The following is a 23,491-nucleotide window of genomic DNA, read 5'->3' as shown; positions in this document are numbered from 1 at the left end:
CGCCTGGCGTCCCCGTTTATCGAGCGGGGACGCCAGGCGTTTTTCTGGTCATCAGCGCCAGCGCAATCAGCGCCAATGCCATGATTCCCGCCAGGAAGCCGAGCGCCGTGGCATACAGGCCGAAGTAGCCTACCGCCAGTCCCGCCAGAATCGCCGGTACACTGAACGCCAGATAGCTCAGTGAGAAAAATCCCGCCATCAAGTCGCCGCGTTGTTCCGGCCGCGCCAATCCCACCAGACTGCGTAACGAGCCGTTAAAGCCGGCGCCGAAGCCCGCTCCCATGATCGCTGTCCCGATAAAATATGCGGCGGCGGAGTAGCTAGCGATGCCGGCCAGCGTCACCACCATGCCTGTGGCCAGGGCGATCGTCCCGCCGATCAGCACCGCGCGTGGTGGATGCGTGCGCACCACCAGAATCGCCGCCGCACTGGTGAGTACCAGCGCAGCGATGGCGAAGCCGCCTACCAGCGGCGATTGGCTGGCGGTGACGATGCGCGCCAGGCTCGGTCCCAGCGACAGCGAGAAACCGCCCAGCGCCCATAGCGCCGTATTCACTGGCAAGACCTGCCACAAGGTGGCGCGGGCCTGCTGGGGAATCGCGATGCTCGGCCACAGCGAGCGCCAGACGCCCGGCCTGCGGGACACGGTCTCCGGCAGGAACCACATGGCGGCCGCCTGCACGATAAACACCACGATCAGCAGTTCGAACACGATCTTGGTCGGCGCCGGCGCGAACTGCACCAGCAGGCTGGTGCCCAAGGCGCCGATGCCCATGCCGATCATCGGCGCGACGCTGTTCACCAATGCGCCGTGCGTTCGGTCGATGTCGATCAACGCGGCGCTGAGGGCGCTGGTGACGATGCCGGTGGCGAGTCCTTGCAGCGCACGGGCGGCGATCAGCGAGGCAACCGAATCGGCGTTCAGGAACAGCAGCAGCGAGCCGACCTCCAACCCCAGGGCGAGCAGAATGATGTCGCGCCTTCCGCGGAAGTCCGACAGCGAACCAAATACCAGCAGTGCGCTCAGCAGCGCGAAGGCATAGACGGAGAACACCACCGTGAGGGTAAGCGCGGAAAAGCCCCAGGCCTGCCGGTAGATCGCGTACAGCGGCGACGGCGCGCTGGAGGCGGCCAGGAAGCCCACCATAATGCTGGCCAGTAGCCAGAGTGATGTCTTGGAGCTGAGTTGCTGTCCAGTCGTTTTCATAAAAGTCCATTTCCGCACAAAAGCAAAGAATTTGCTTTTGTGCGATTAAACCACTAAAGCGAATTCTTTGCATTAGAATCGCGAAATGAATTCAAAAACATCTCCACGCCCAGGAGGGCGCAGCGCCCGCGTCCAGGCGGCGGTACACCAGGCGGTGCAAGAACTGTCCGCTGAAATCGACCGCGCCGACCTGACGGTGCCGATGATCGCCGACCGTGCCGGCGTGACGCCGTCCACCATCTACCGGCGCTGGGGCACGCTGGCGGACCTGCTGTCCGATGTCGCCGTCGGCAGCTTGCGCGCGGATGCGCCACTGATCGACACCGGCACCGTGCTGGGCGACCTGCAGGCCTGGGCGGAACTGTATCTCGATGAAATGACGTCGGCGGTCGGCATGACAATGATGCACGACGTACTGGCCAGCAATCGCGCGGAAGCGAGCTGCCAGTGCGCGGTGTACGTGGCCGGGCAAATCCAGCAAATCCTTGACCGTGGCATTGCCCGGCGGGAGGCGGTGCCTGAGGTGGACCTGGTGATGGATGGCGTTGTCGCGCCTATCATCTATCGCTCGCTGTTTGGTCCGACCCTGCCGTCGCGCGCGCATGTCCGCACACTGGTCGAGCGTTGCTTCGATAAGGTATAGCAATCATTGCCATAAGCTATCAAAGCTATAGATATTTATAGTTTTTATTTATTGATTATCCTCGTTAGAATAGCCCTACGCTATCAACAACGAGGAGCCATAGTATGAGCCAGCCACCTATCACCACCGCGTCCGGCATTCCAGTCGCCGACAACCAGAACTCCGTCACTGCCGGCCCACGCGGCCCTGTGCTGCTGCAGGACTTCCACCTGATCGAGAAGCTGCAGCACTTCAACCGCGAGCGCATTCCTGAGCGCGTGGTGCACGCCAAAGGCTCGGGCGCGTATGGCACCTTCACCGTTACACACGACATCACCAAATACACCAAGGCCAAACTGTTCGCCGAAGTCGGCAAGCAGACCGAGACCTTCCTGCGCTTCTCCACCGTTGGCGGCGAAAAGGGCAGTGCCGATACCGAGCGCGATCCACGCGGTTTCGCCGTGCGCTTCTATACCGAAGAAGGCAACTGGGACCTGGTCGGCAATAACACGCCGGTGTTCTTCCTCAAGGATGGCATCAAGTTCCCGGACTTCATCCACACGCAAAAACGCGATCCGCAAACCAACCTGAAATCGCCGACCATGATGTTCGATTTCTGGAGCCGCACGCCGGAGAGCCTGCACCAGGTCACCACGCTGTTTTCCAGCCGTGGCACGCCGGATGGCTATCGCCACATGCACGGTTTCGGCAGCCACACCTACAGCCTGATTAACGCCGAAGGCAAACGTGTCTACGTCAAATGGCACTTCCTGACGCAGCAAGGCATCAAGAACCTGAGCGCAGAGGAAGCCACGCGCATCGCCGGTTCCGATCCGGACTACGCGCAGCGCGATCTGTTCAACGCCATCGCCGGCGGCGATTTCCCGCGCTGGGACGTCAAGGTGCAAGTCGCCACCGAAGCCGAACTGGCGACGTGGGAAGCGCGCACCGGCTGGAATCCGTTCGACCTGACCAAGGTCTGGCCGCATGCCGACTTCCCGATGCTGCCGGTCGGCGTGCTGGAACTGAACCGTAACCCGGTCAACTACCACGCGGAAGTGGAACAAGCCGCGTTGTCGCCATCGCACGTGGTGCCAGGCCTGGGCTACTCGCCCGACAAGATGCTGCAAGCGCGCCTGTTCGCCTACCACGACGCGCAGCTGTACCGCGTCGGCACCAACCACCAGCACCTGCCGGTGAACGCGCCACGCTGCCCGTTCCACAACCAGCAGCGTGACGGCGGCATGGCTATCGCCAACGGCGGCGCGGCGCAGAACTACGATCCGGTGCAGGGCGGCGGCAGCAATCCGCAAGGACTGGGCAATGGCGAACCGGCACTGGCGCTGCAAGGCGCGGCGGCCCGCTACGACGCCCGCGGCACCGAGGACGATTACACCCAGGCCGGCAACCTGTTCCGCCTGATGCCGGCAGAGGAGCAGCAAAATCTGTTCAACAACATGGCAGGTCCATTGAGCCAGGTCAGCGCCGAGATCATCGCCCGCCAGCTGGGTCACCTCGACCTGGCCGATCCAGCGTACGGCGCCGGCGTGCGCGCGGCGCTGAAAGCGAAGGGCGTGACTGTCGCCTAAGATGGCATACAATCTCCACGTTGCCATGCATCGTGGAGGTCTGTCTTGAGCCGCAAATCAGCTAGTCCGCCATCGCCCGCCTTGCCGGGCCAGATTGTTCTGGTCCTGCAGGGCGGCGGCGCTTTGGGTGCTTATCAACTGGGCGTATACCAGGCCTTGCACGAAGCCGGCATCGAGCCGGACTGGGTGATCGGCACCTCGATTGGCGCCATCAATGGCGCCATCATCGCCGGCAATCCGCCCGAGCAGCGGCTGGACCGACTGCGCGAGTTCTGGCATCGCATGGAGCGCAATGCCTTCGGCTTCTCCACCATGCCGCGCGCGATCGCCAACGCGATCACGGTGGGGCAGGGCATCCCGGCGTTCTTCGAACCTAATCTGACCTCGTGGTGGAATCCCGAGGCGCGCGTGGGAATCGAACACGCTTCCTTCTATCAGACGACGCCTTTGCGCAGCACGCTGGAGGCGCTGGTCGATTTCGATTACCTCAATCAAAAGCAGATGCGCCTGACGGTCGGCGCGGTTAATGCGCGCACTGGCGCGATGCGTTATTTCGACAGCAAGCAGGAACCGCTGCGGGTCGAGCATGTGATGGCGTCGGGCGCGCTGCCGCCGGCGTTTCCGGCGGTGCGCATCGACGGCCAACCGTACTGGGATGGCGGCATCTACTCCAACACGCCGATTGAAGCGGTACTTGACGATGAGCCGCGCCGCAGTTCGGTGATCTTCTCGGTGCAGGTGTGGAATCCGGACGGCAGCGAGCCGGAAAGCGTGCTCGATGTGCTGGACAAGCACAAGGAGATCCAGTACGCCAGCCGCGCCAGCAATATCGAGCAGCAGCGCAAGCTGCACCGGCTGCGCCATGTGATCCGCGAGATGAGCAAGCATCTGTCGGCGGACGAAACTGCGTCGCCCGAGATGCGCGAGCTGGCGTCATGGGGCTGCGGCACCGACATGCATGTGGTGTCGCTGCGCGCGCCGCGCATCGGCAATGAGGACCACACCAAGGACATCGACTTCAGCGCCGCCGGCATCCGCGCCCGCTGGCAAGCCGGCTATGAGGATACGCAGCGTTTCATTGAGCTGCGGCCGTGGCAGCAGGCGGTCGACCCGATCGAGGGCATCGTCATCCACGAACTGCCATCATGAAAAAAACGACTGGAAAGTGGGAATTTAATTCATAAGCATGCAGTTTTCCTGATTCTATACTGAAACAAAAGAATGAGGAGAACCACCATGTATGAAGATCGCATTCGCCGCCCGGCGCTGATGAACAAACTGATGAGCGCCGAACAGGCCGCCCTGCTATTCAAGGACGGCATGACCGTTGGCATGAGCGGCTTTACCCGCGCCGGCGACGCCAAGGCGCTGCCGGCGGCGCTGGTTGAACGCGCCCGCCAGGGCAATCCGCTGCAACTGACACTGCTGACCGGCGCTTCGCTCGGTAACGACAGTGATGGGCTGATGGCCAACGCCGGCGTCGTCGCGCGCCGCATGCCATTCCAGGCCGACGCCGCGCTGCGCCGCAAGATCAATTCCGGTGAGGTGATGTTCATCGACCAGCACTTATCGGAGACCGCCGAGCAGCTGCGTTCCGGCGACCTGAAAGGCATCGACATCGCGGTGATCGAGGCGGTGGCGATTACGGCCGATGGCGGCATCATTCCCACCATGTCGGTCGGGAACTCGGCCAACTTCGCGCAGCAGGCCGGCAAGGTAATCGTCGAGATTAACCTGAGCGCGCCGCTGGCGCTGGAAGGCTTCCACGATATTTATGTGCCGGATGCGCGTCCGCACCGCAGCGCGATTCCTTTGACGACGCCTTGGGACCGCATCGGCGTGACAGAAATTACCCTCGATCCGGAGCGCATCGCCGCGATTGTGATCACCGATAGTCCGGACAGCCCATCCAACGCGCTGCCACCGGACGACGAGACCGACGCCATCGCGCGCCACATCATCACCTTCCTCGAAGCCGAAGTGAATGCAGGGCGCATGGATCCTTCATTGCGTCCGCTGCAAGCCGGCATCGGCACCATCGCCAACGCGGTGCTGCATGGCCTGATCGATTCGCCGTTCCGCAACATGACGATGTTCTCGGAAGTGCTGCAGGATAGCGCGATCGAACTGCTGGATTCGGGCCAGTTGATGATGGCGTCGGCGTCGTCGATCACACTGTCGGCGGCCATGCACCAGAAATTCATCGACAACATCGAGCAGTATCGCGAACGCATCGTGCTGCGGCCGCAGGAGATCAGCAACCATCCGGAGATCGTGCGTCGTCTCGGCGTCATCGCACTGAATACGGCGTTGGAGTTCGACATCTACGGCAACGTCAATTCGACCCACGTCGGCGGCACGCATATGATGAACGGCATCGGCGGCTCGGGCGACTTTGCCCGCAATGGCCAGCTGTCCTTCTTTGTCAGCAAATCGGTGGCCAAGGATGGCGCGATTTCCAGCGTGGTGCCGTTTGCCGCGCACGTGGACCACACCGAGCATGATGTGGATATCCTGGTGACCGAATGGGGCCTGGCCGACCTGCGCGGCCTGGCGCCGCGCGAACGGGCGCCGCGCATCATCGACAACTGCGCGCATCCGGACTACCGCCCGCAGCTACGCGCCTATTTCGAGGAAGCGCTGCAAGGCGGCGGCCAGACGCCACACGTGCTGGAGAAGGCGTTGTCGTGGCACGCCCGCTATAAACGGGAAGGGAGCATGCTGGTAAAATAATGGTCATCTGCATTCACTTAACATTGGATCAACATGACCATTAAAATCAGCCAGAACTTCGACTCCGGTGCGATCGAAGTTCTGCGCGCGGACAGCGCAGCCTCCATCGAACTGAATCTGCGCAAGGATTCTCACGCTGACATCCACCAGTGGTTCCACTTCCGCGTGCAGGGTGCGCGTGGCCAGAAGCTGACCATGCGCTTCCTGAACGCCGGCCAGGCCACCTATGCCAAGGGTTACGAGGATTACCAGGCAGTGGCCAGCTACGACACCGAGAACTGGTTTCGCGTGCCGACCAGGTTCGACGGCGCGGTCATGACGATCGACCACACGCCGGACACCGACAGCATCTACTACGCTTACTTCGAGCCGTATTCGTTCGAGCGCCATCTGCGCCTGCTGGGCGAGGTGGGCGAGCATCCGCTGGCGCGCGTGCTGGACCTGGGTTCGACGGTCGATGGCCGCGATTTGAACCTGGTGGTCATCGGCAAGCCGGAAGCGGAGAAGAAAATCTGGTTCATCGCGCGTCAGCATCCGGGCGAGTCGATGGCCGAATGGTTCATCGAAGGCCTGATCGATTCGCTGCTGGACGATGCCAACCCGATCGCCCGCAAGCTGCTGCAACGCTGCGTGTTCTACATTGTGCCGAACATGAATCCGGACGGTTCGGTGCGCGGCAACCTGCGCACCAATGCGGCCGGCGCCAACCTGAATCGCGAGTGGATGACGCCTTCGGTCGAGCGCAGTCCGGAAGTGCTGTACGTGAAGAAGAAGATGCACGAAACCGGCATCGATATGTTCTTCGATATTCACGGCGACGAGGCGCTGCCGTACAACTTCGTGGCGGGTAACGAGATGCTGGAAAACTTCAGCGACGAGCGTCGCCAGAAGCAGCAGGCTTTCATTGACCGCTACAAGAATGCCACGCCGGACTTCCAGGATAAAGTCGGCTACGCGGCCAGCAAGTACAAGGAAGACATGCTGACGCTGGCGTCCAAATACGTCGGCCACCACTTTGGCTGCCTGGCGCTGACGCTGGAGATGCCGTTCAAGGACAACGCCGATCTGCCGGATCCGCATGTGGGCTGGAGTGGCGCGCGTAGTGCGGCGCTGGGCGCTTCGATCCTGCAGCCGATCCTGCTGTCGCTGGACGATTACTGATCGTGGGCGTCGAGATCGAACGCAAGTTCCTGCTGTCTGGGGATGACTGGATGGCGCTGGGCGAGCCGGTGTTTTTTCGCCAGGGCTATCTGTCGTCCAGCAAGGAGCGGGTGGTGCGCGTGCGCATCGAGGGCGAGCGGGCGGTGATCACGATCAAGAGCGCCAACAAGGGCGCTACGCGCGGCGAGTGGGAGTATGAGATCCCGGTCGCCGATGCGGCTGAGCTGCTGGATGGCTTGTGCGAGCGGCCGTTGATCGAGAAGTACCGCCGCCGCATTACGTTCGCGGGCAATGTGTGGGAAGTGGATGAGTTCCTCGGCGTGAATGCCGGTTTGGTGGTGGCGGAGATCGAGTTGCAGTCGGAAGACCAGCAGTTCGACAAGCCGGACTGGATCGGCGAGGAAGTCACCGATGACCTGCGCTACCTCAACTCGAACCTGATTCAGAAGCCGTTCTCCACTTGGTAAGCGCGCCGTTCTGTCCTAAGCTGGATGCATGGACATTGAACGCCAAACTGCGCTGGAGGCGCGCTTCGATACGATACTGCCGACCTTGGCCACCAAGGCGGACGTGGAGGCGTTGCGCGCTGATATACACAAGTGGATGGTCGGCAGCATGATTGGTCTGTTCATCGGCTTTGGCGGCCTGGCGGCTGCGTTGGCTCAGTTGATCAAGCCGCCAGCCACGCCGGCGCCGGTTGTTGTGCAGGCGGCGCCGACGCAGCCGGCGCAAGCCAGTCAGCCAATCGTCATTTACCTCTCGCCGCCGCCGCAGAAATAAAAAAGCCCCTGTCTCGCAGGGGCTTCTGTTTTAGTGGAAGTGCTCGGTACCGCTGGGGGCGTCTTCGGGCATTTCGGCGTGGGCCAGTTCGCCCTGCGGGTCGGCGAACAACGGCGCGCCGCAGTCGTCGCAGAACTCGACCACATAACGTTCGTTATGCTTTTTGATCTGCGTAACACCGGCCTCGTTCAGGTGCGAGATGATGTCTTCCATCGGCGTCATCGGCTTCTGTTCCAGTGGGACGGCGCCTGGACCTTCCGGCGGTGTGCCTTCCTCATCTTCCTGGCCGTACAGCGGCCACACCACACCGTAGATCACATCGCTCGACGAACGCTGCGTGAAGGCCACGCGGTATTCGTCCACCTGGTTCTCGGCGCTTTCCTCGCCAAAGCCGGCGATCACCGCGCGCAGTTCGGACGGTTCCACGCCCAGCGTGTGCGTCAGGTAGTGCACGGCGGCGCGGATCGACACCGGACGAATTTGCTTGTCGGCCTCGCGGCAGGCCATGTAATAGGCTTCCGGCAGCAGCAGCTCAACGCCACAACCCGGCAGCAGGCGGCTGACGGTCGGCGTGGCCTGCGCGCGCCATTGCTCCAGCGCGGCGCCGCGTTCGACGGCGAAGCTGGCCTGGTGTTCCGGCATCTGCCAGCGGAACAGCGGGCCACCGGCCGGCGCCACCACGGCCACCAGCAGGTAGCGGGTGTCGGCCAGGAAGGGGGCGGTTTCCGGGACTTTGGTGTCAGCCTTCAGCGTCGTGCCTTTGACGGCGGCTTGCGCCAGCTTGTGGATCTTGCCGTAGGTTTCCACGTGGCTGCGCGGCAGCTGGTCGATCGAGAACAGCGTCGGCGACACCGCCAGCTGCGTGCCGTCGGCCAGCAGGTGGGCGGAGAAGTGCGCTGTCAGCGTGTGCAGAATGTCGGCCGGAATCGCGCCGGAGGCGATGGCGAAACGGGTCCAGGCCAGGATCGGCGCGGCCACCAGCAGCACATCATACGCCTTGCTGACGCCGTCGGCGGTGTCGATGGTGATGTGGGCCGATTCGCTGGCCGCCTCCACGCTGTCCATCAACACGTCGTAAGCGTTCAGATCTTCCTTGAACAGCGCATTGAGGGTGGCGTCGACGGTGTCCTGGTGACCGGTTTTGAGGAGCTTCTGGAGCTGCGCATCGAGTGAGTGCTCCCAGGCCCGCTCTTCGATGCGACTGGCCGCCTGCCCGACTGCCTGGGCATAGGTGGCGAGGCGTTGGCTCTCGGAGGATAACTTGTGGGATGAAGCTTTAGATGGACGACGCATAGCGCAATAAGAGTCTCAGGTAAGAAAAAGCGAATAAAAAAACGGATCAGTCATGCAGATCATAACCCTTATGATCCCTATTGTAGTTGATTCGTGCGCCGGGCATACATCTGACGCAGGCAGGCGGCCATCGCCTGCGTGGCGGGGGCGTCGCCGGCCAGCAGTGTGATGGCGTACGGCGGCAGCGGCGGCAGGCCGCTGTCGTGGCCGAGGATGTCCAGCGTGGCCGGCACGGTGGAGGCCAGCCAGGCGCTGACGGCCAGATCCGCCTGCACGGTGGCGGTGGTGGCCTCCATGCTGGCGTAGTCGATGACGGTGCGCGCGGCGATGCCGGCCTGACGCAGCGCAGCATCGACCGGCTGGCGGAATACGCAGGTGTCCGACACCAGGCACACCGGCAGCGGCCGCCGGCTCCATGCCCTGCCGCCGGCGGCGCCGACCCACACCGGCTGCTCCAGCGACAGCAATTCGCCTGGGCCAACGTCGGCCCCGGCCGGTTCCTCGACCAGCGCCAGATCCACCTTGTGGCTTTCCCAGGCCCGCCGCAGTTCGTGCGAGGAGCCAGCCATCAGCGCCACGTCGATATCGGGATGGTGCTGCGCGAACTGGTGCAGCATCGGCGGCAGGTGCGTGCCGATCAGGTCATGCGGCACGCCCAGCCGCACGCGACCCGACAGTGCCGGCGTCAGCGTGGCGAGAATAGCGTCGTTGAGGTCGACCATTTGGCGTGCGCTGGCCAGCAGGCGTTCGCCGGCGGGCGTCAGGCGCGCACCCAGCTGGTCGCGTTCCATCAGGACCAAGCCGGTGGACGTTTCAAGCCGCTTGATGCGCTGGCTGATGGCGCCCTGCGTCATGTGCAGCCGGCTGGCGGCGGTGCTCATGCTGCCGCAGTCGGCCACCGCGATCAGGGTGCGCAACAGGCCGACGTCGAGATTCCTGGGCATGATGGTATTAGGGTTGTTAATGGCGTCCATTATACCTATTCGCTATGCGCCGCTGCCTCGCGGCCATAAGCTGGCCGCTTCTCCATTTTCTTGAAAGCAGGTCTGCATGATCGCCTCTGTCTGTCTGGCCGCCATCACCATGACGGTGGATCTGCGCGACGCGCCGCGCAAGCTGTATCACGCCGTCGAGGTGATTCCTGTGACGCCGGGGCCATTGACGCTGGCGTATCCGCAGTGGCTGCCCGCCGAGCATGCGCCGGCGCCGGTGGAAAATCACGTCGGCATCGTCATCCGCAGCGACGGCGCCGTGCAGCAGGCGATCCCGTGGACGCGCGACCCCTATGACGCCTATCTCTATCACCTGAACGTACCGCAGGGCGTGAGTGCGCTTCGTATCCAGTCCGATTTCATCACCACCGACAGCGGCAGCGTCCGTGGCGGCGTGGCCAGCCGCGACCTGGCGGCGCTGAGCTGGAACAGCATGCTGCTGTATCCGTATGGCGGCCCACAGACGCAGGCCAGCGCCATCATGGTCCAACCGAGCGTGACGCTGCCGCCGGACTGGCGCTATGCGACCTCGCTGCCGCAGCGCGACGGCGCGTTCGAGGCGGTCTCGCTGGAGCGGCTGGTCGATTCGCCGCTGATCGCCGGACGCAATTTCCGCGAAGTCGAGGTCGCGCCACACCGTTACCTGGACATGGTGGCCGACAGTCCGCAAGACCTGGCGGTCAGCGATGCGCAGATCGGCCAGTTGCGCGAACTGGTGCGGCAATCCGGCTATCTGTTCCGCAGCCGGCATTACGGCGACTTCCGTTTCCTGATGACCTTGTCGGATCAGGTCAGCGGGCTGGCGGTCGATCATCATGAATCGCTGGACAACCGGCGGCCGGCGAAATTCATGGTGGATGCCGACATGCGCGCGCTGTATGGCAATTTCCTGCCGCATGATTTCGTCCACAGCTGGAACGGCAAGTATCGCCGGCCGGCAGGCCTGATTGCGCCCAACTTCCAGCAAACCGTGGACAGCAGCGGCCTGTGGGTGGTTGAGGGACTGGCCGATTATCTTGGCGGTGTGCTGACCGCACGCGCCGGCATCTGGACGCCGGCGCAGTATCTGGCCTCGCTGGCCGACACGGCGGCGCGCTACAGCCACCGGCCGGGCCGCGCCTGGCGCGATCTGCAAGATACCGCCAGCATGGCCATGACGCTATGGCAGCGGGAGGGTGGCGGCTACGGTGGCCTGCGTCGCGATGGCTTTGACTTTTACGGCGAGGGCGCGCTGGTGTGGCTGGACGTGGACGTCACCATCCGTCGGCTGAGCGACGGTCGCAAGTCGCTGGACGACTTTGTCGCGCTGTTCCTCGGCGCTGGCGGCGATACGCCGCCAACCACGCTGCCATATGGCTTCGAGGACCTGATAGTGGCGCTGAACGCGGTGGTGCCGCATGACTGGCGCGGCTTCCTGCAAAAGCGGCTGCATGCGCTGGGGCCGGACGCGCCGCTGGACGGCGTCACCGGCGGCGGCTATCAGCTGGCGTACCGCGCAAGTTCGGCGCGCAATGGCTCAGGGCTGCTGTATTCGGTCGGTATGGAGGTCGGGCAGGGCGGCGTCGTCAGCGATGTGCTGCAGGACGGGGCGGCGTGGCGCGCCGGGCTGGCACCCGGCATGAAGATTGACCTGGTGAATGGCAATGCCTACACCACGGCCGCGCTGCGCCAGGCGATCCGCGACGCGCAGCAGACGCCGGCCGCCATCACCCTCAAGGTGGCCGGCGCAGCGGAGACGCTGGCGCTGGACTACCACGACGGCGAACGCTTCCCGGCGCTGGAGCGCGTTGCCGGCAGGCCGGATGTGCTGCGCGAGATTCTCGCACCGCGCACCCGCTAACACCCAGGGCCAGGGTTAGGCCAGCGCCTGTTGCCGGCCTTGCTGCCGCAGGCGCTGGGTGAGCCAAGTGCGGACCGGGATATCGTAGAACCGCAGGCACAGGTAGGCCACCAGCACGCACAGCGAAAAGGTGGCGATGGTTATCGGTAGCGCCTGCATCAATGGCACTTTGCCTTTCGCCACCCACGCGGTGTAGGTGTAGACGAAGGGGTAGTGAATGATGTACAGCGGATAGGAGATCGCGCCTAGAAAGCCGCAGACTTTGGTTCCCAAGGCCGTGCGCACATCGCCGCTGGCGCCGAGGTAGACCACCAACGGGAAAATTAGCGTGATGCACAGGGCGTCATACAGGCCGTTCTGCCACAGGTCGGACGGGCCGCCGATGCGTGGCATCGCCAGCGCGACAATAATGATGGCGCTGCACAGCAGGAAGGCGTGCTGGTAGCGTCCCGGCGTAACCAGGCGTGACAGCAGCAAACCGGCAAAGAACGGATACAGCAGCCGCGTGAGGCCGATGCGCAATTGCGCCGGTTCCAATGACCAGCCGCCGATCACGTCGCCGTTGGGACCGGTCACGCAATAGTGCAGCAGCACCGCGCCGGCGATGAACACGCAGACACCCAGCACCAGTTTGGAAAATTTGCGGACAAATAGCGCGTACAGGATGTTGGCGACATACTCGTAAAACAGCGACCATCCCGGACCATTGAGCGGATGCATTTCGCCCCAGCCACGAATATCCAGCGCCGCGCCCACCGGCAGCAGTGTCATGCCGATCACCATCACCACCAGCATCAGCCAGGGCGGGGTGTCCTGGATTTTTGGAAATATTGGGCTGGTCTGGAAGTAGAACATGCCGGCGCCGATCAGCATGGCAATCACGATCATCGGGTGTAGCCGGATCAGCCGGCGCTGAAAGAACTCCGTGGTGGACATGCTGCGCCAGCGGTCATCGTAAGCGTAGCCGATGACAAAGCCGGACAGCACGAAGAAAAAGTCGACGGCCAGGTAACCGTGGTTGATGATCTGTTCAAAGCGGCTGGCGGCATGAGCCTCGAACAGGTGGAACGCCACCACCAGCAAGGCGGCCACACCGCGCAGGCCGTCAAGGATGGCGTAATGACGCTTGGTATCGGCGAAGCCTGTCGCCGTCGGATTGCTGTCCACCGGGTCTCCTTTGTGCTTGGGAATTGTTTTTAACATCATGGTATGGAAACGTTTCCATGTCAAGCGATTGCGCAGCGGCGACCCAATAAAAAACGCCCCGGGGCTTCGCAGCCACGGGGCGTTTTAGTGAGCGCTTAAAGAATTAAGCGGCCAGCAGTTGACGCAGTACGAATGGCAGGATACCGCCGTGTTTGTAGTAGTCGACTTCGATCGGGGTGTCGATGCGCAGCAGCACGGTTACGTCCTGGCTGGTGCCGTCGGCACGGTGGATCACCAGCGTGGCCAGTTGTTGCGGCTTGATGTCGCCGTCCAGGCCTTTCAGGTCGTAGGTTTCCTTGCCGGTGATGCCCAGCGATTCGACCGAGTCGGTGCCGATGAATTGCAGCGGCAGCACGCCCATGCCCACTAGGTTGGAGCGGTGGATACGCTCGAACGAACGCACGATCACCGCCTTCACGCCCAGCAGCTGGGTGCCTTTGGCAGCCCAGTCGCGCGACGAGCCGGTACCGTACTCTTCGCCACCGAACACCATGGTCGGGGTGCCGGCTGCCACGTATTTCATGGCGGCGTCGTAGATCGACAGCTGTTCGCCCGATGGCTGGTGAATCGTGATGCCGCCTTCGACTGCGGAACCGTCGGCTTTCGGCGGAATCATCTTGTTCTTGATGCGCACGTTGGCGAAGGTGCCGCGCATCATGATCTCGTGGTTGCCGCGGCGCGAGCCGTAGGAGTTGAAGTCCGCTTTCAGCACGCCGTTGTCCTTCAGCCACTTACCGGCCGGGCCGTCTTCCTTGATCGAGCCGGCAGGAGAGATGTGGTCGGTGGTGATCGAATCGCCAAACACGCCCAGTGCGCGCGCGCCGCTGATGTTCGGGTTGGTCAGTTTCGGCGTCATCTCGAAGCCATCGAAGAATGGCGGCTCGGCGATGTAGGTCGAAGCTGGCCAGTTGTAGACCTGGCCTTCGGTCGACGATACGTGTTCCCACAGCTTGCCCGGGTTGCCCTTGACGTCGGCGTAGTTGGTCTTGAACACTTTCGAGTTCATCGCGAACTTCATCAGCTTGTCGATCTCTTTCGAGGTCGGCCAGATGTCGCCCAGGTACACGTCCTTGCCGTCCTTGCCCTTGCCGACCGGCTGGGTCATCAGGTCGACCGTCATGTTGCCGGCGATGGCGTAAGCGACCACCAGCGGTGGCGAGGCCAGGAAGTTGGAGCGGATGTTCGGATGGATCCGCGCTTCAAAGTTGCGGTTACCGGACAGGACGGCCGAAGCGACGATGTCGTTGCTGGTGATGGCGGCGTTCAGCTCGGGCGTCAGGTCGCCGGCGTTACCGATGCAGGTGGTGCAGCCGTAGGCGGTGACGCCAAAGCCCAGTTGCTCCAGGTACGGCAGCAGGCCGGCGGCGGTCAGGTACTCGGTCACCACGCGCGAGCCAGGGGCCAGCGACGATTTGATGTGCGGCGCTACGGTCAGGCCGGCTTCCACGGCTTTCTTGGCCAGCAGGCCGGCGGCCAGCATCACGCTCGGATTCGAGGTGTTGGTGCACGAGGTGATGGCGGCGATCAGCACGTCGCCGTTTTTCACGTTCAGGCCGTCGCTGGTGGTGTAGTTGTGGTTCAGGTCTTCCGGCTTTTTGTTGAAGCCGTTTTCCGAGGTCGGTTTCGAGAACAGTTCGGTGAAGTTGCTCTTGACGTTGCCGATTTCGATACGGTCCTGTGGACGCTTCGGACCGGCCAGCGATGGGGTCACGCTCGACAGGTTCAGGTGCACCACGCGGGTGTAGTCGATGTCGCCGGCTTTTGGAATGCCGTACATGCCCTGGGCCTTGAAGTAAGCCTGGAAGGCGTCGATTTCAGCCTTGGTGCGGCCGGTGCCTTCGAAGTATTCGATGGTGGCGTCGTCGACCGGGAAGAAGCCCATGGTGGCGCCGTATTCCGGCGCCATGTTGCCGATGGTGGCGCGGTCGGTCACCGACAGCGTCTCGGTGCCTTCGCCGAAGAACTCGACGAACTTGCCGACCACTTTTTCCTTGCGCAGCAGTTCGGTGATGGTCAGCACCAGGTCGGTCGCGGTGCAGCCTTCGCGCAGCACGCCGGTCAGGTTGACGCCGATCACGTCCGGGGTCAGGAAGTAGACTGGCTGGCCCAGCATGCCGGCTTCCGCCTCGATGCCGCCCACGCCCCAGCCGACGACGCCGATGCCGTTGATCATGGTGGTGTGCGAGTCGGTGCCGACCAGCGAGTCAGGGTAGTACACGCCTTCGTTGTCCTTGTGGACGCCGCGCGCCAGGTATTCCAGGTTGACCTGGTGGACGATGCCGAAGCCCGGTGGCACCACGCCGAAGGTGTCGAAGGCCTGCATGCCCCATTTCATGAACTGGTAGCGCTCGTTGTTGCGCGAGAATTCCAGCTTCATGTTCAGATCCAGCGCCTGCGGCTCGCGGAAGTGGTCGATGGTGACCGAGTGGTCGACCACCAGGTCAACCGGTACCAGCGGTTCGATTTTCTTGGCGTTGACGCCCATCTTGTAGGCGACGTTGCGCATCGCGGCCAAATCGGCCAGCAGCGGCACGCCGGTGAAGTCCTGCAGCACCACGCGCGCGACCACGAACGGAATTTCATCGGTGCGCTCGCCGGTGGCGGCCCAGTTGGCGACCTGGCGCACGTGTTCTTCGGTGACTTTCTTGCCGTCGACGTTACGCAGGACGGACTCCAGCACCACGCGGATCGAAACCGGCAGGCGGGAGATTTTAGCGCCCAGGCTCTTTTCCAGGGCTGGCAGCGAGTAGAACTTCGCCTTCTTGCCCGAAATAGTGAATTCCTTCAGCGTGTTCAGAGTGTTGCGGGACATGACCTCTCCTTAGTGATGGGGTAGCGTCTATTACTATTATTGAAGTGAAACGTGGTGCTGGTATTTATTGAATCGAGATCTTGGCGCTGGTCGGCTCGCCCGCTGCAGTCGACACCGGCTTGCGCTGTTCGGCGTCGCGGCATTCGTTGGCCAGCTGGCGGTTTTGCTTGGAATCGAGCAGCATGCCCTTGGCCGGAATGCCGATCCAGATCAGGCCATACATCTTGTTTTCGAAGCGGTTGGCGCCGGTGGTGGTGCCGACGCGGGTCAGGCGGTGCAGGCGCTTTTTCCAGCGCAGCGCGATGTGGCTGTCGTCGGTGGCGTTCTGGTAGATGGTGATTTTGTTGCCCAGTTCGCAGTCGAAGTCGGTGGAGGCGGTATCGGTGATGACCGGCTCGTCTTCTTCCTCGTTCGGCGCTTTCGGTTCAGCGGCAACGACGGGCTTGGCGGCGGCCTTCTTGGTGGACTTGGCGGCCGCCTTCTTGACGGTTTTCTTGGCCGGCGCGTCGTCGGCGTGGGCGCCGGCGGCCAGGGTCAACGAGGCCAGCGCGAGGCTGCAAGCCATGAATAATTTGGAAATGGACATCAGTGTGCTTCCTGTGGGAGATCGGTGGGTGTGCCGTTGAACAGCGCGGCCACGGATTCCGGCAAACTGAGGCCGGCCTGCCTGGCACGCTGTAAAACGGTCCAATAATATCGGTAGCTGGCGCGGTCATGCAAGCGTCCATGCTGGGCAATCGGGCCCCAGTGCGCGGCGGCGGCTTCGTGCAGGATGGCGGCGGCCTCGCTGACCTCGGACAAACGGGGCGTAAACGTCTTGACGATCGGCTTGATCTGGTTCGGGTGGATGCTCCACATGCGCGTGTAGCCGAATTCGGCGGCGGCGCGCTGGGCATCGTTGGCGGCCACCGCGGTGTCCTTGATGTCGGTGGTGACGTTATGCGACGGCACCTTGCCGTGCGCGTGGCAGGCGGCGGCGATTTCCAGCTTGGCGCGGGTCACCAGCGGATGGGTGAACTGGCCCGGCGTGCGCATCGCGCTGCCGGGAATCGCGCCGTAGTGGGCCGACACGAAATCCATGATGCCGAACGACAGGCACTGCACCTGCGGCAGGGCGGCGATGGCGTAGACGTCGTGCAGCGCGCCGTGGGTCTCGATCAGCACGTGCACCGGCAAGTCCTTGCGGCCGGCCTTGGTGGCGTGGGTGTTAATCAGCTTGATGGCGCGCGCCACTTCATCGACGCTCTGCACTTTCGGCAGGGCGAGGTAGGCCAGGCGCTGCGCGGCGGTGCAGATGATTTCGACATCCTGCGCAAAGTAAGGGCTGTGGACATCGTGCACGCGGGCGCCGATGCGATTGAATTTGTTGTCGTCTGATTGCAGCAGCTCGGCCACCAGGCGGGCGTGGGCCAACTCGTTGCCGGCGCTGGCGCCGTCCTCGCAATCGAGGGTGATGTCGAACAGGGGACCAAGTTCTTGTTGCAGGGCGATCGATTTGCGCATCAGCTTCTCGGAGCCGGCGTAGTGGTCGCAGGCCGGGAGGATGGCCGGCTGAAGATTACCCTGGAATAAAACCTCGGATGGATGCATGCGTGCTGGGTCGGCTGGCGAAATGACCGCCGCGCTGCTCTCGGCAGCGCGGCGGGTGCGGCGGATCGGCGGTTTAACCGGTTCCACGTAAGGGGTGAAACTTAGGCCGGCAGCAGGTGCTTGACGCCTTCACGCTCTTCGGTCAGTTCTTTCAGGGTCAGGTTGATGCGCTCTTGCGAGAATGCATCGATTTCCAGGCCTTGAACGATTTTGTATTCGCCGTTTTCGGTGGTGACCGGGAAGCCGAACACGATGCCTTCCGGGATGCCGTACGAACCATCCGATGGAATGCCCATGGTGGTCCATTTGCCGTTGGTGCCGACGTGCCAGTCATGGATGTGATCGATGGCGGCGTTAGCGGCCGAGGCAGCCGACGACAGGCCACGCGCTTCGATGATGGCGGCGCCGCGCTTGCCGACGGTTGGCAGGAAGGTGTTGGCGTTCCATTCCTGGTCGTTGATCAGGTCTTTGACAGCCTTGCCGTTGACGGTCGCGAAGCGGTAGTCAGCGTACATGGTTGGCGAGTGGTTGCCCCACACGGTCAGTTTCTCGATGTCTTTGACGGCGGTGCCGGTCTTGGCAGCCACTTGCGACAGCGCGCGGTTGTGGTCCAGGCGCAGCATGGCGGTGAAGTTTTTGGCCGGCAGCGATGGCGCCGATTTCATGGCGATGTAGGCGTTGGTGTTGGCCGGGTTGCCGACCACCAGGACTTTGACGTTGCGCGAAGCAACTTGATCCAGCGCCTTGCCTTGCGCGGTGAAGATCTGGGCGTTGGCTTCCAGCAGGTCTTTGCGTTCCATGCCTGGGCCGCGTGGACGGGCGCCAACCAGCACGGCGTAGTCAACATCCTTGAAAGCGGTCAGCGGATCGCCGTGGGCGGTCATTTCGGTCAGCAGCGGGAATGCGCAGTCATCGATTTCCATCATGACGCCTTTCAGCGCCTTCTGTGCTTTTTCGTCAGGGATTTCCAGCAGTTGCAGGATGACCGGCTGGTCCTTGCCGAGCATGTCGCCGTTGGCGATGCGGAACAGCAGAGCGTAGCCGATTTGGCCGGCGGCGCCGGTAACAGCAACGCGCAATGGGGTTTTAGCCATGATGAATCTCCAAAGTGTGAAGTAACAAGTGCGTAACAGGTGCTAAGGACTTAGCGCTGGACCGTCGCCCGGTCCGGGAAAACGTAATCATACTGCAAAATTCGGCGCTTATAATCATCTGTATCCCATAAGCGTCGGCGGCGAGTGTAGGCTCGTCGCAACTATCTGTCAATCCTATCTTATGTCTTATATAAGACAGATAACTTATTGCCGTTTTTTCTGGACGGCACTGTGTATTTGTGGTGAAATCTTGGCCTATGAGTTCCGTGCCGCCAAATTCGAATAACAATCCCGCCGCCAGCAGTGTCGGCGGTGCGGCAACGGCATCGTCCAATGCGTCACCGACGTTCTCCCCGCTGTACCAGCAAATCAAGGCCCTGATCACCAAGAGCCTGCAGTCCGGCGAATGGAAGCCGGGCGAACTGATCCCTAGCGAAGTGGAACTGGCCAACCGATTCAAGGTCAGCCAGGGCACTGTGCGCAAGGCGATCGACGAGCTGGCCGCCGAGAATCTGGTGATGCGCAAGCAGGGCAAGGGCACCTTCGTCTCCACCCATCATGAGGAGCGGGCGCAGTTTCGCTTCCTGCGGCTGATGCCGGACGAGGGCGTGCCACACCCGGGCGTCAGCCAGTTCATCGAAGTCAAGCGCATGCGCGCGCCGGCCGATGTGGCGCGCCTGCTGGACCTGAAGTCGGGCGACGCCGTGATCTTCATCAAGCGGGTCCAGCACTTCGACAGCGTGCCGACCATCGTCGAGGAAATCTGGCTGCCGGGTATTACTTTTAAGGGGCTGACGGCGGAGCGTCTGGAAGAGTATAAAGGTCCGATGTATGGCCTGTTTGAATCCGAATTCGGTACGCGGATGATCCGCGCCACTGAAAAAATCCGCGCCGTGTGCGCCGCCGAAGGCGACGCCGTGCTGCTGAAGATTGCCGCCAACACGCCGCTGCTGGCATCGGAGCGGGTGTCCTATACCTATGGCGACAAGCCGGTGGAGTTGCGCCGCGGCCTGTATTCGACCGAACGCCACCATTATCATAATGAGCTGAACTGAGTGAGTTGAACTGAAGGAGACATGGCGCGCAGTCATACGCCGGTAGCATTGTTGCGCTGATAATACGTTGAGCTACGGAAAGTAGCCGCCGGCTGGTGTCGCTGACCACTATTTTTATTCTATGTAACAATAGATATTGGTTGTAAGAGTGGAAATCGGCGAAAATCGCAGTCTCACCAAATTTTTGTATAAGCCTGAGGAGGTCTTGTTATGTCAGAAGCCGTAAGGGAAGCCCCTAAAAAAGAACGGCCGGAGTTCCGTAACATCCATGTTACCGAGCTGTCCAATTACCGCATGCCACTGGCTGCCATCGTGTCCATCCTGCACCGCATCAGCGGCGTATTGATGTTCGTGCTGCTGCCGTTCGTGCTGTATCTCTTGCAGAATTCGCTGCGCTCCGAGATCTCTTTCGCGTACTACGAAGGTTTCGTGACCTACCCGCTGGTCAAGCTGATCATCCTGGCCCTGAGCTGGGGCTTCCTGCACCACCTGTGCGCCGGCGTGCGCCACCTGGTGATGGATATGCACGTCGGCCTGGACAAAGATTCGGCGCGTAAATCGTCCGCCACCGTGCTGGTCATCAGCCTGGTCCTGACCGCGCTGGTCGCCCTGAAACTGTTTGGAGTGTTCTAATTATGTCGATTAACGATAACGGTATCGGTCCTAAGCGCCGCGTCGTTGGCGCCCATTACGGCATGCGCGACTGGCTGGCGCAACGCGTCACCGCCGTGCTGATGGTGTTGTACACCGCCATCCTGCTGATCTCTTTCCTGACGGGCCAGAACTTCACCTATGAAGGCTGGGCCGGCCTGTTCGCCCAGCAGTGGTTCAAACTGATCACGGCCGTGACCCTGATCGGCCTGTTCTACCACGCCTGGGTTGGCATGCGTGACGTCTGGATGGACTATGTACGCGCCCTTGGCCTGCGTCTGGTCTTGCAAATCGCCACCATGGCCTGGCTGATCGGCTGTGCCGTCTGGTCGATTCAAATTATCTGGAGTGTGTAATCGTGGCAGCTATTAAAACTGGAATTCCTACCCGCCGCTTTGACGCGGTCATCGTCGGCGCCGGCGGCTCCGGCATGCGCGCATCGCTGCAACTGGCCGAAGCCGGCCTGAACGTCGCCGTGCTGTCGAAAGTGTTCCCAACCCGCTCGCACACCGTGGCGGCGCAGGGCGGCATCGGCGCTTCGCTGGGCAATATGGCCGAAGACAACTGGTTCTGGCATATGTTCGACACCGTCAAGGGTGGCGACTACCTGGGCGACCAGGATGCGATCGAATTCATGTGCCGCGAAGCACCGAAGGTCGTGTACGAACTGGAACACTTCGGCATGCCGTTCGACCGCAATCCGGACGGCACCATCTATCAGCGTCCGTTCGGCGGCCACACCGCCAACTTCGGCGAAAAAGCCGTGCAACGTGCTTGCGCCGCCGCCGACCGTACCGGTCACGCACTGCTGCACACGCTGTATCAGCGTAACGTCAAGGCGCGCACCCACTTCTTCGTGGAGTGGATGGCGCTGGACCTGATCCGCGACGCCGAAGGCGACGTGGTCGGCGTGGTCGCGCTGGAAATGGAAACCGGCGAAACCATGATCCTGGAAGCCAAGACCACCATCTTCGCCACCGGCGGCGCTGGCCGTATCTTCGCTGCCTCGACCAATGCCTTCATCAACACCGGCGACGGCATGGGCATGGCGGCACGCGCCGGCCTGCCGCTGCAAGACATGGAATTCTGGCAGTTCCACCCGACCGGCGTGGCCGGCGCGGGCGTGCTGATCACCGAGGGTGTACGCGGTGAGGGCGGTATCCTGATCAACTCGGAAGGCGAACGCTTCATGGAGCGCTATGCGCCGACGCTGAAAGACCTGGCGCCGCGCGACTTCGTGTCCCGTTCGATGGACCAGGAGATCAAGGAAGGCCGCGGCGTCGGTCCGAACAAGGATCACGTGCTGCTGGACCTGCGCCACATCGGCAAGGAAACCATCGAGAAGCGTCTGCCGTCGATTCTGGAAATCGGCCACAAGTTCGCCAACGTCGATGCGACCAAGGAGCCAATCCCGGTCGTGCCAACCATCCACTACCAGATGGGCGGCATCCCGACCAACATCCACGGTCAAGTCGTCACGCCAAACGGCGACGGCACGCAGAAAGTGGTCAACGGCCTGTACGCCATCGGCGAATGCGCCTGCGTCTCGGTGCACGGCGCCAACCGCCTGGGCACCAACTCGCTGCTGGACCTGCTGGTGTTCGGCCGCGCCGCCGGTAACCACGTGGTGGCATCGAACCTGAAGCAGAAGGAAAACAAACCGCTGCCGAAAGACGCCGCCGACTTCGCGCTGAACCGTCTGAACGCGCTGGAAACCTCGACCGGCACCGAAAAAGTGCAGGGCGTCGCCAACGACATCCGCGCCACCATGCAGAAATATTGCGGCGTGTTCCGTACCGACGAGATGCTGAACAAAGGCGTGGAAGAGATCCTGAAGCTGGACGAGCGCCGCAAGCACGTGTCGTTCAAGGACAAGTCGAAAGTGTTCAACACCGCCCGCGTGGAAGCGCTGGAACTGGACAATCTGATCGAAACCGCGAAAGCCACCATGGTCTCGGCCGCCGCCCGCAAAGAATCGCGCGGCGCCCACGCCCAGGACGACCACCCGCACCGCGACGACGACAACTGGATGAAGCACACTCTGTGGTACTCGGAAGGCAACCGACTGGATTACAAAGCCGTCGTGACCAAGCCGCTGACGGTCGATACCTTCAAACCGAAACCACGTACTTTCTAAGGCTATAACCATGGCACGCACTCTGAAACTGAAAATTTACCGTTACGATCCGGACCGTGACGCCAAGCCGTATATGCAGGACGTCACCGTCGAGCTGAAAGACACCGACAAGATGCTGCTGGACGCGCTGCAACGCATCAAGTCCGACGTCGATGACTCACTGGCCCTGCGCCGCTCGTGCCGCGAAGGCGTGTGCGGTTCGGACGCGATGAACATCAATGGCAAGAACGGCCTGGCCTGCACCACCAACCTGAACGAGCTGAGCGAGCCGATCGTGCTGCGCCCGCTGCCAGGCCTGCCGGTGATCCGCGACCTGATCGTCGACATGACCCAGTTCTTCAAGCAGTACGATTCGATCAAGCCGTACCTGATCAACGATTCGATCCGCCCTGAAAAAGAACGTCTGCAGACGCCGGAACAACGCGAAGAACTCGACGGCCTGTACGAGTGCATCCTGTGCGCGTGCTGCTCGACCTCGTGCCCGTCGTTCTGGTGGAATCCGGACAAGTTCGTCGGTCCTGCCGGCCTGCTGCAAGCCTACCGCTTCATCGCCGACTCGCGCGACGAAGCCACCGGCCCGCGTCTGGACAACCTGGAAGATCCGTACCGCCTGTTCCGCTGCCACTCGATCATGAACTGCGTCGATGTCTGCCCTAAGGGTCTGAACCCGAACAAGGCCATCGGCAAGATCAAAGAGCTGATGGTACGCCGCGCGATCTAACGCACACG

The 23,491-nt window shown here is 62.3% G+C and carries 21 protein-coding genes; 13 read left to right on the top strand and 8 right to left on the bottom strand.

Going from position 1 to position 23,491, the window contains the following annotated elements:
- Window positions 1-16: 16 nt before the first annotated feature.
- Complete coding sequence (locus HH213_RS02660) at window positions 17-1,207, bottom strand: MFS transporter (RefSeq protein ID WP_169110588.1); 1,191 nt, start codon at window positions 1,205-1,207, stop codon at window positions 17-19.
- 85 nt (window positions 1,208-1,292) lie between these two features.
- Here HH213_RS02660 and HH213_RS02655 point away from each other — a divergent pair, with 85 nt between their 5' ends.
- From HH213_RS02655 to HH213_RS02625, 7 genes are all read left to right on the top strand, one after another.
- Window positions 1,293-1,850, top strand: a complete 558-nt coding sequence (locus tag HH213_RS02655) for a TetR/AcrR family transcriptional regulator (RefSeq protein WP_169110586.1) — start codon at window positions 1,293-1,295, stop codon at window positions 1,848-1,850.
- 104 nt (window positions 1,851-1,954) lie between these two features.
- On the top strand, window positions 1,955-3,418 hold the full coding sequence (locus HH213_RS02650) for a catalase (RefSeq protein ID WP_169110584.1): 1,464 nt from the start codon (window positions 1,955-1,957) through the stop codon (window positions 3,416-3,418).
- A gap of 45 nt (window positions 3,419-3,463) precedes the next feature.
- Window positions 3,464-4,567, top strand: a complete 1,104-nt coding sequence (locus HH213_RS02645) for a patatin-like phospholipase family protein (protein WP_229263260.1) — start codon at window positions 3,464-3,466, stop codon at window positions 4,565-4,567.
- Between the two features lie 87 nt (window positions 4,568-4,654).
- Window positions 4,655-6,151: a succinyl-CoA:acetate CoA-transferase ScpC gene (scpC, locus tag HH213_RS02640; RefSeq protein ID WP_169110583.1), complete on the top strand. Its 1,497-nt coding sequence runs from the start codon at window positions 4,655-4,657 to the stop codon at window positions 6,149-6,151.
- 33 nt (window positions 6,152-6,184) lie between these two features.
- Entirely contained in the window at window positions 6,185-7,312 is a 1,128-nt protein-coding gene (locus HH213_RS02635) for a M14 family metallopeptidase (protein WP_169110582.1), read from the top strand.
- Window positions 7,313-7,314: 2 nt separating this feature from the next.
- Window positions 7,315-7,779: a CYTH domain-containing protein gene (locus HH213_RS02630; RefSeq protein WP_169110581.1), complete on the top strand. Its 465-nt coding sequence runs from the start codon at window positions 7,315-7,317 to the stop codon at window positions 7,777-7,779.
- 28 nt (window positions 7,780-7,807) lie between these two features.
- Window positions 7,808-8,092, top strand: coding sequence for a hypothetical protein (locus tag HH213_RS02625; RefSeq protein WP_169110580.1), 285 nt, complete (start codon window positions 7,808-7,810; stop codon window positions 8,090-8,092).
- Between the two features lie 30 nt (window positions 8,093-8,122).
- Here HH213_RS02625 and HH213_RS02620 read toward each other — a convergent pair whose 3' ends face one another.
- Window positions 8,123-9,385 carry a DUF2863 family protein gene (locus tag HH213_RS02620; RefSeq protein WP_169110579.1) on the bottom strand — a complete coding sequence of 421 codons (1,263 nt, stop codon included), beginning with the start codon at window positions 9,383-9,385 and terminating at the stop codon, window positions 8,123-8,125.
- A 77-nt stretch (window positions 9,386-9,462) separates the two neighbouring features.
- Window positions 9,463-10,359, bottom strand: coding sequence for a LysR family transcriptional regulator (locus tag HH213_RS02615; RefSeq protein ID WP_229263259.1), 897 nt, complete (start codon window positions 10,357-10,359; stop codon window positions 9,463-9,465).
- Between the two features lie 76 nt (window positions 10,360-10,435).
- Here HH213_RS02615 and HH213_RS02610 point away from each other — a divergent pair, with 76 nt between their 5' ends.
- The gene (locus tag HH213_RS02610) at window positions 10,436-12,217 is read left to right on the top strand and encodes a M61 family metallopeptidase (protein WP_169110578.1); all 1,782 of its coding nucleotides are present in this window, start codon (window positions 10,436-10,438) and stop codon (window positions 12,215-12,217) included.
- 15 nt (window positions 12,218-12,232) lie between these two features.
- Here the strand turns inward: HH213_RS02610 and HH213_RS02605 are convergent, their stop codons facing one another.
- The 5 genes from HH213_RS02605 to HH213_RS02585 all read right to left on the bottom strand — a co-directional run bounded on the left by HH213_RS02605 (window position 12,233) and on the right by HH213_RS02585 (window position 18,919).
- Entirely contained in the window at window positions 12,233-13,384 is a 1,152-nt protein-coding gene (locus HH213_RS02605) for an acyltransferase family protein (protein WP_217363487.1), read from the bottom strand.
- A gap of 142 nt (window positions 13,385-13,526) precedes the next feature.
- Window positions 13,527-16,235 (bottom strand): aconitate hydratase AcnA, encoded by a 2,709-nt coding sequence (gene acnA / locus HH213_RS02600; protein ID WP_110849111.1) that lies wholly within the window; start codon window positions 16,233-16,235, stop codon window positions 13,527-13,529.
- 64 nt (window positions 16,236-16,299) lie between these two features.
- A complete protein-coding gene (locus tag HH213_RS02595; protein WP_169110577.1) occupies window positions 16,300-16,821 on the bottom strand; it encodes a hypothetical protein in 522 nt (173 codons plus the stop codon).
- Window positions 16,821-17,825, bottom strand: a complete 1,005-nt coding sequence (locus HH213_RS02590; RefSeq protein ID WP_110849203.1) for an HpcH/HpaI aldolase/citrate lyase family protein — start codon at window positions 17,823-17,825, stop codon at window positions 16,821-16,823. Before HH213_RS02590 ends, HH213_RS02595 begins: the two co-directional genes overlap by 1 nt.
- A 101-nt stretch (window positions 17,826-17,926) precedes the next feature.
- On the bottom strand, window positions 17,927-18,919 hold the full coding sequence (locus tag HH213_RS02585) for a malate dehydrogenase (protein ID WP_110849109.1): 993 nt from the start codon (window positions 18,917-18,919) through the stop codon (window positions 17,927-17,929).
- A gap of 257 nt (window positions 18,920-19,176) precedes the next feature.
- On the opposite strand from HH213_RS02585, the gene HH213_RS02580 reads away from it, so the two are divergent.
- The 5 genes from HH213_RS02580 to HH213_RS02560 all read left to right on the top strand — a co-directional run bounded on the left by HH213_RS02580 (window position 19,177) and on the right by HH213_RS02560 (window position 23,483).
- The gene (locus tag HH213_RS02580; protein WP_169110576.1) at window positions 19,177-19,974 is read left to right on the top strand and encodes a GntR family transcriptional regulator; all 798 of its coding nucleotides are present in this window, start codon (window positions 19,177-19,179) and stop codon (window positions 19,972-19,974) included.
- 210 nt (window positions 19,975-20,184) lie between these two features.
- Window positions 20,185-20,607 (top strand): succinate dehydrogenase, cytochrome b556 subunit, encoded by a 423-nt coding sequence (gene sdhC / locus HH213_RS02575; protein ID WP_110849107.1) that lies wholly within the window; start codon window positions 20,185-20,187, stop codon window positions 20,605-20,607.
- A gap of 2 nt (window positions 20,608-20,609) precedes the next feature.
- The gene (gene sdhD / locus HH213_RS02570; protein WP_110849106.1) at window positions 20,610-20,981 is read left to right on the top strand and encodes a succinate dehydrogenase, hydrophobic membrane anchor protein; all 372 of its coding nucleotides are present in this window, start codon (window positions 20,610-20,612) and stop codon (window positions 20,979-20,981) included.
- A 2-nt stretch (window positions 20,982-20,983) separates the two neighbouring features.
- Window positions 20,984-22,762: a succinate dehydrogenase flavoprotein subunit gene (gene sdhA, locus HH213_RS02565; protein ID WP_110849105.1), complete on the top strand. Its 1,779-nt coding sequence runs from the start codon at window positions 20,984-20,986 to the stop codon at window positions 22,760-22,762.
- Between the two features lie 10 nt (window positions 22,763-22,772).
- Window positions 22,773-23,483: a succinate dehydrogenase iron-sulfur subunit gene (locus HH213_RS02560; RefSeq protein ID WP_110849104.1), complete on the top strand. Its 711-nt coding sequence runs from the start codon at window positions 22,773-22,775 to the stop codon at window positions 23,481-23,483.
- Window positions 23,484-23,491: the final 8 nt, after the last annotated feature.

Origin of the sequence: Duganella dendranthematis (assembly GCF_012849375.1) — a bacterium.
Taxonomy (GTDB): domain Bacteria; phylum Pseudomonadota; class Gammaproteobacteria; order Burkholderiales; family Burkholderiaceae_D; genus Rugamonas; species Rugamonas dendranthematis.
This window is presented reverse-complemented; position numbering and strand designations above follow the sequence as displayed.

Bases quoted from the DNA above. Each gene is read 5' to 3' on its own strand.
- sdhC (WP_110849107.1), top strand. From the start codon at position 20,185: ATGTCAGAAGCCGTAAGGGAAGCCCCTAAAAAAGAACGGCCGGAGTTC.
- scpC (WP_169110583.1), top strand. From the start codon at position 4,655: ATGTATGAAGATCGCATTCGCCGCCCGGCGCTGATGAACAAACTGATG.
- HH213_RS02560 (WP_110849104.1), top strand. From the start codon at position 22,773: ATGGCACGCACTCTGAAACTGAAAATTTACCGTTACGATCCGGACCGT.
- sdhD (WP_110849106.1), top strand. From the start codon at position 20,610: ATGTCGATTAACGATAACGGTATCGGTCCTAAGCGCCGCGTCGTTGGC.
- HH213_RS02660 (WP_169110588.1), bottom strand. From the start codon at position 1,207: ATGAAAACGACTGGACAGCAACTCAGCTCCAAGACATCACTCTGGCTA.
- acnA (WP_110849111.1), bottom strand. From the start codon at position 16,235: ATGTCCCGCAACACTCTGAACACGCTGAAGGAATTCACTATTTCGGGC.
- HH213_RS02655 (WP_169110586.1), top strand. From the start codon at position 1,293: ATGAATTCAAAAACATCTCCACGCCCAGGAGGGCGCAGCGCCCGCGTC.
- HH213_RS02590 (WP_110849203.1), bottom strand. From the start codon at position 17,825: ATGCATCCATCCGAGGTTTTATTCCAGGGTAATCTTCAGCCGGCCATC.
- HH213_RS02580 (WP_169110576.1), top strand. From the start codon at position 19,177: ATGAGTTCCGTGCCGCCAAATTCGAATAACAATCCCGCCGCCAGCAGT.
- HH213_RS02620 (WP_169110579.1), bottom strand. From the start codon at position 9,385: ATGCGTCGTCCATCTAAAGCTTCATCCCACAAGTTATCCTCCGAGAGC.
- HH213_RS02615 (WP_229263259.1), bottom strand. From the start codon at position 10,359: ATGGACGCCATTAACAACCCTAATACCATCATGCCCAGGAATCTCGAC.
- HH213_RS02635 (WP_169110582.1), top strand. From the start codon at position 6,185: ATGACCATTAAAATCAGCCAGAACTTCGACTCCGGTGCGATCGAAGTT.
- HH213_RS02585 (WP_110849109.1), bottom strand. From the start codon at position 18,919: ATGGCTAAAACCCCATTGCGCGTTGCTGTTACCGGCGCCGCCGGCCAA.
- HH213_RS02610 (WP_169110578.1), top strand. From the start codon at position 10,436: ATGATCGCCTCTGTCTGTCTGGCCGCCATCACCATGACGGTGGATCTG.
- HH213_RS02650 (WP_169110584.1), top strand. From the start codon at position 1,955: ATGAGCCAGCCACCTATCACCACCGCGTCCGGCATTCCAGTCGCCGAC.
- HH213_RS02625 (WP_169110580.1), top strand. From the start codon at position 7,808: ATGGACATTGAACGCCAAACTGCGCTGGAGGCGCGCTTCGATACGATA.
- HH213_RS02595 (WP_169110577.1), bottom strand. From the start codon at position 16,821: ATGTCCATTTCCAAATTATTCATGGCTTGCAGCCTCGCGCTGGCCTCG.